The organism is Mycobacterium sp. TH-M25 (genome assembly GCF_057473665.1).
On sequence record NZ_JBYCLA010000584.1, the window covers coordinates 1 to 6,268 of the forward strand.

Consider the following 6,268-nt stretch of genomic DNA (forward strand, 5'->3'; position numbering starts at 1 on the left):
GGTCATGTCTTGCTACCTTCCTGGTCTGGCGGGATGTCGAGGGTTACGGACCAGTGACGGGTAGCGCGGAAAAAAATTGGCCACGGATCCTGGTGACTTCGGGTCCGTGGCCATCTGGCGAGATTGTGGGCTTACTACCTGGGTGGAGCCCCGATCCACGGACGCTGGGTCTTGGCGGCGGCAATACGCTGGTGCGCAGCCGCCGAGGCGGCGGCATGGCGGGAGCCGGCGCCGGCTGGACGTACGTCGAACGCACTGATCAGGATCATGGGGCCCCCTTTCGTCTAGGCATACGAAAGCCGCGATTTGAGGCTAAACGCTATCAGCGCAGAGCCGCAAGCGATTTTCTGACCTGGGGGTTTAGGATCGGCTGCGAACCAATTCCAAGACGTCGGGTCCGAACTGCTCGAGCTTGCGGGCACCGATTCCGGGGATGGCGACCAGTGCGGCGTCGTCGATGGGGAGCAGCTCGGCGATCGCGATCAGGGTGTTGTCGGTGAACACGACGTAGGCGGGCACATTCATCTCCTTGGCAGTGCGCAACCGCCAGTCCTTGAGCGCGAGCAGCAACTCGTCGTCGATGTCGGCGGCGCACGTCTCGCAGCGGCGAAGCATGATCGCTGCCGGGGTGGTCAACTGGTTGTTGCAGATCCGGCAGCGCGACGCGGGCCCACTTTTCCGTCGCGACCGGTTCTGCGTGGGCTCGACGTGCGTCTGGGGCGAGAGGCCGTTGAGGAAGCGGGACGACTTACGGCTCTGACGTCCGCCCGGGTTGCGCGACAGCGCCCAGCTTATCGCCAAATGCACTCGGGCCCGGGTGATTCCGACGTAGAACAGCCGGCGCTCCTCTTCGACGGCTTCGCTCTCGCCACCGTGCGCCAAGGCGTGTGAGATGGGCAGCGTGCCGTCGGCCAGCCCGACCAGGAACACCGCGTCCCACTCGAGGCCTTTGGCGGCGTGCAGCGAGGCCAGCGTGACACCCTGCACGACGGGTGGGTGGCGTGCGTCGGCGCGGTTCCGCAACTCGGCCACCAGCCCAGCCAGATCCAGCGACGGGCGGAGCGCGACTTCTTCGTCGACCAGTTCGGCCAGTGCCGCCAGCGCTTCCCAGCGCTCCCGGGCGCGGGTTCCGGACGGCGGTTCGGTGGTCAGGCCCAGTGGTTCGAGCAGGCCTCGGACCAGGTCGGGCAACTCTACATCGCCGCTGCCGCGGTTGGCAGCCCGCTGCAGCGCCAGCAGGGCCTGCCGGATTTCCTGACGGCTGAAAAAGCCCTCGCCGCCGCGTACCTGATAGGCGATGCCCGCTTCGGTGAGCGCCTCCTCGTAGACCTCGGACTGTGCGTTGATGCGATAGAGCACGGCAATCTCCGAGGGTGGCGTGCCGGCGTCGACCAACCGCGAGATCGACGTGGCCACCGCGGCCGCCTCGGCGACCTCGTCGGGATAGTCGCGAAACGTCGGCTCCGGCCCCGGATCGCGCTGACCCACCAGGTGCAGCTTGCTGCCGGCCACCCGGCCGCGAGCGGCGGCGATGACCCGGTTGGCCAGCGACACCACCTGCGGCGTGGATCGGTAGTCACGCTCCAGGCGCACCACCGTCGCGTCCGGGAAACGCCGGGAGAAGTCCAGCAGGTAGCGTGGCGAGGCCCCGGTGAACGAGTAGATGGTTTGGTTGGCATCACCGACGACAGTCAGGTCGTCGCGGTCGCCGAGCCACGCCGACAGCACCCGCTGCTGCAGCGGTGTGACGTCCTGATATTCGTCAACGACAAAGCAGCGGTAGCGGTTTCGAAACTCCTCGGCGACCGCGGCGTCGTTCTCGATGGCCGCGGCAGTGTGCAACAACAGGTCGTCGAAGTCGAGCAGCGTAACGCCGTCGCCGCGGGCCTTGAGCGATTCGTAGGCGGTGTAGACCGCAGCGACCTTGGCGGCGTCCAGCGGAACATCGCGGGATGCCGCGGCCACCGCTTCGGGGTACTGCTCCGGAGAGATCAGCGAAGCCTTGGCCCACTCGATCTCGCCGGCCACGTCGCGGACGTCGTCAGTGCTCAGCTTCAGACCGGCGGTGGTCGCCCCGCGCGCAACGACCGCGAACTTGGTGTCCAGCAATTGCCAGCCGGTGTCGCCGATCACCCGCGGCCAGAAGTATCGCAACTGCCGGTGCGCGGCGGCGTGAAACGTCATCGCCTGCACTCCCCCGACGCCGGTCTGCGCCGCGGCCCCCAGTGCGCGCAGTCGCGTCCGCATCTCGCCGGCAGCGCGCTGAGTGAACGTCACCGCCAGCACCTGACCTGGCGCGACGTGTCCGGCCGCGACGAGCTGGGCGATGCGATGCGTGATTGTGCGAGTCTTGCCTGTTCCCGCCCCAGCCAGCACGCAGACCGGGCCGCGGGGAGCCAGCACGGCCTCGCGCTGCTCGTCGTCGAGATCGGCAGTCAGGGAGTCTGCGATCGCCGGCATGGTGTCCATCTTGGCAGTGATCGCCGACAAAAGTCTGGCGGCGCACGTCCGGGCACCCGGGTACGGCCATCTATCGTTGTAGGACTATGAGCAACGCATCCATCACCATGTACAGCACGAGCTGGTGCGGCTTCTGCCGCCGCTTGAAGACCGCGCTGGCGTCCGCGGGAATCGCCTACGACGAAGTCGACATCGAGCGGGACTCGGCAGCCGCCGACTTCGTCGGATCGGTCAACGACGGCAATCACGTCGTGCCGACGCTGAAGTTCGCCGACGACTCAACGCTGACCAACCCCAGCGCCAACGAGGTCAAGGCGAAGCTGGCCGAGCTGGCTGCCGGCTAGCCTCGATTTTTCGCATCGGCGGGCCCGGCCGCACTGCCCGGCTCCTTCCCCGGCCGCCCGGCCGGCATCGTCACCGGGCCCGGCCGCACTGCCCGGCTCCTTCCCCGGCCGCCCCGGCCGGCATCGTCACCGGGCGTAAGCCCAGGACTCCACGATCACCCGCGCAATCGACACCGAACCGGGCAGCAGCAGCCTGGATTCCGAATCGCTGTTCCAGTCGCCGAGCTCGAGCGCCGCGCGAATCTCGTCGCGGGTGAACCAGTCGGCCTCGGCGATCTCGCCGTCGTTGAAGGCGAACGGCTCAGCGGGATCGGCGACCGCGTGGAAGCCGATCATGAGTGAACGGGGAAACGGCCACGGCTGACTGCCCAGGTAGCGGATGTCATGGACGGTCAGCCCGATCTCCTCGCGAATCTCGCGCGCGACACAGGTTTCAAAGGACTCCCCCGCCTCGACGAAACCCGCCAGCAGCGAGAACAGCCGATCGGGCCATACCGTCTGGCGGGCCAGCACTGCGCGGTCGCCGCCGTCGTGCACCAGGCAGATGATCGCGGGGTCGATGCGCGGAAATTCCTCCTGACCGGTGACAGGGTTGACCCGGGCCCACCCCGCCCGAATCGGTTTGGTCGGCGAGCCGTCGATGGAGCTGAATCGCGAGCTCGCATGCCAGTTCAGCAGCGCCACTGCGGTCGAAACAAGCTGTGCACCAACATGATCGAACAGCTGACCGGCCCGTCTCAGGTCGGCAACTTCTGCTCTCACACCCGGATCCTCGGGTGCTTCCAGCGGGCCGTGCACCGCCCACACATGTCGGCCGTCGTCGAAGCAGCCCAGGAACACCGCGTCCGCCGGCGGCCGATCGGCCAGGTCGGTGGCCTTACCGAGCAGAACCTTGCCGTCGGCGACCATCACCTGGTTGCGCGAATCGAGCCGGAGCAGCGCCGCCTCGGACCATCCGGCGACTGCGGCTTCGGTGTCGGTGCGCACCTGGTCGGCCCGGTCGGCGCCGATGCGCGACAGCAGCGGCACGCTGTTCAAGTGAAATTCCACGTTTAGCCTCGCTTCCCTGCACTGCGGACATAGAGAAGCCGGTCGCCGGGCTCAATAGCGTCGACCTCGGGCGCGTCGATCCGAAGTAGCTGACCGTCGCGGACCACGCCGAGCACAACGTCGGACAGATGCCGCGGCGAGCCCCCGATCTCGATCTGCTCGACGTCACGCTCAGCGATGGCGGACCCATGCGAGGGCGTCAGCAGGTCGTCGATCATCTCGACGACGCTGGGGGTCGTGGTGGCAATGCCCAGCAATCGGCCGGCTGTCGCCGACGAGACCACTACCGTATCCGCGCCCGACCGCTGCAGAAGGTGTTGGTTTTCGGCCTCTCGAATCGCGGCGACAATCTTGGCGTTGGGGGCGATCTCTCGAGCGGTAAGAGTCACCAGTACTGCCGCGTCATCGCGGTTGGTGGCGACCACAATCGCCGCAGCATGCTCAGCCCTGGCCAGACGAAGCACGTCGGACTTCGTGGCGTCGCCGTGGACGGTGACCAAGCCGGCGGCCGTGGCGTGCCGCAGCGGCGCCGGATCGTTATCGACCACGACGATGGCGCCCGCGTCCACCCCGTCCTCGATCATCGAAGCTGTCGCAGTCCTACCTTTGGTGCCATACCCGATGACGACGGTGTGGCCGCGCATTTTGGTCCTCCAATGCTGGATTTTCCAGGCTTGTCGGGATCGCTCGGTGAGGACCTCAAACGTCGTACCCACCAGAACAATCAGGAACACGATCCGCAGCGGCGTGATGAGCAGGACGTTGACCAAGCGCGCGGATTCGGTGTACGGCGTGATGTCGCCGTATCCCGTGGTCGTCAACGACACCGTTGCGTAGTACGCGCAGTCAAGGAACGACAACCGAGCGTGCCGCACGTCGACGTAACCGTCACGATCGAGGTAGACGATGATTACAGCGACAAACAACCCGAGAAGCGCGATCACGACTCGGCGCCCGATAGCCCGGATGGGGCTGACATGCCGCTGCGGGACTCGCACAACGTCGACCAGCGCATAGCTGGGTTTCCCGGTCAACGTCTCGTCGAGATCGCGTCGCCGACGGCTAATTTTGACCACGGCTCATCGGCTCGTCCGGACGCACGACACAATGTAACCATGACCGCCACCACATCGAGTCCGCACCGGGACGCCGACCGCACGTCCGCCTACCGCATCGCAGCGCTGTTGCTCGGCGTCGGCACCCTGCACTTCGTGGCCCCGAAGCAGTTCGACGGCATCATCCCCGTTGAACTGCCCGGCAGCCCACGGTTCTACACCTATGCATCCGGCGTCGCCGAGATCGTCATCGGAGCTCTGCTGCTGCCGCTGCGTACCCGCAGGTTGGCTGCGCTGTCCGCCGCCGCGTTGTTTCTCGCTGTGTTCCCGGGCAACCTGAACATGGTCCGGTTGTGGTGGGATAAGCCGTTGCCGATGCGGATCTTCGCCCTGGCCCGGCTGCCGCTGCAGATTCCGATGATCACCACTGCACTCAAGGTCGCCCGCAACTCCTAACGGGCGAGCAGGTCGGCCAGCTCAGCGGATTCCGGCAGCGCATCCGGCACCACGGTGCGCCCGGTCCGAACATAGTGAAAAGCAGTACGCACCAGCGATTCCTGACAACCGCTGAGTGCGGCCCACGCGATCCGGTAGACGCCGAGCTGGAGGGCGGCATGCCGGGCCGCAGCTGAGCCGTGCGGTGGCTCGCCGGTCTTCCAGTCGACGACGGTCGCGCCGCCGTCGGGGTCGGCGAAGACCGCGTCGATGCGGCCGCGAACCACAGTGCCGCCAATGGCCATCTCGAACGGCACCTCGACGGCGATTGGTGTGCGCGCGGCCCACGGCGAGGCCAGGAATGCCTCCTGCAGCGCGGCGAGTTCGTCGGCGTCACGCTGGGCCGCGTCACCGTCGGCCGCACCGGGCAGGTCTGCGAGATCGAACAGTCGCTCGGCACCGTAGAAGCGCTCCACCCAGTCGTGAAAGGCATTGCCCAGCAATGCGTGCGGCTCCGGTCGTGTCGGTAGTCGACGGGCCAAGCGCTGCGCGGCGTGGTCCGGGTCGCGGGCCAGGTCGACCAGGCTGCTGACGGACAGTCCGCTGGGCAGCGCGAACGCGGGCGGTTCCGCGACCTGGACCCGCTCCCGCAGCAGCGCGTCGACGTCGGCGGTCCAGCCTTCGACATCGTGTGTCGCGGTGAATGCGTCTGCCGCCATCGCGGCGGCGACCCGTTCGGCGCCGCGCCGCACGTCGGCGCGGCGGCCGGCCAGCGGGTCTACCGGCCAGATCGCCTCGACAACACCGTTGCACAACGGGTTTGGTTCGCCATCGGCCGGTGCGGGCGCCCAGTGCTCGACCATGCCGCAGGGCTGGCCGGCGTCGACAGACCGCTCGATGATGTCCTTGAGCTCAGACAGGAAA

Annotated in this window: 6 protein-coding genes; 2 read left to right on the forward strand and 4 right to left on the reverse strand. The window is 67.2% G+C overall.

Annotation, left to right across the window (positions count from 1 at the left end):
• Window positions 1-360 precede the first annotated feature (360 nt).
• A complete protein-coding gene (locus AC2VOU_RS19490; protein ID WP_486958837.1) occupies window positions 361-2,460 on the reverse strand; it encodes an ATP-dependent DNA helicase UvrD2 in 2,100 nt (699 codons plus the stop codon).
• Window positions 2,461-2,546: 86 nt separating this feature from the next.
• On the opposite strand from AC2VOU_RS19490, the gene AC2VOU_RS19495 reads away from it, so the two are divergent.
• Window positions 2,547-2,804 (forward strand): mycoredoxin, encoded by a 258-nt coding sequence (locus tag AC2VOU_RS19495; protein WP_486958838.1) that lies wholly within the window; start codon window positions 2,547-2,549, stop codon window positions 2,802-2,804.
• 126 nt (window positions 2,805-2,930) lie between these two features.
• Here the strand turns inward: AC2VOU_RS19495 and nudC are convergent, their stop codons facing one another.
• Window positions 2,931-3,854, reverse strand: a complete 924-nt coding sequence (gene nudC / locus AC2VOU_RS19500; RefSeq protein WP_486958839.1) for an NAD(+) diphosphatase — start codon at window positions 3,852-3,854, stop codon at window positions 2,931-2,933.
• A 2-nt stretch (window positions 3,855-3,856) separates the two neighbouring features.
• The gene (locus AC2VOU_RS19505; RefSeq protein WP_486958840.1) at window positions 3,857-4,930 is read right to left on the reverse strand and encodes a potassium channel family protein; all 1,074 of its coding nucleotides are present in this window, start codon (window positions 4,928-4,930) and stop codon (window positions 3,857-3,859) included.
• A gap of 39 nt (window positions 4,931-4,969) precedes the next feature.
• On the opposite strand from AC2VOU_RS19505, the gene AC2VOU_RS19510 reads away from it, so the two are divergent.
• Entirely contained in the window at window positions 4,970-5,365 is a 396-nt protein-coding gene (locus tag AC2VOU_RS19510; RefSeq protein ID WP_486958841.1) for a DoxX family protein, read from the forward strand.
• On the opposite strand, the gene AC2VOU_RS19515 is transcribed toward AC2VOU_RS19510, so the two are convergent.
• Window positions 5,362-6,268, reverse strand: a 907-nt coding sequence (locus tag AC2VOU_RS19515) for a RecB family exonuclease (protein WP_486958842.1), incomplete at its 5' end; no start/stop codon positions are given. The genes AC2VOU_RS19510 and AC2VOU_RS19515 overlap by 4 nt on opposite strands.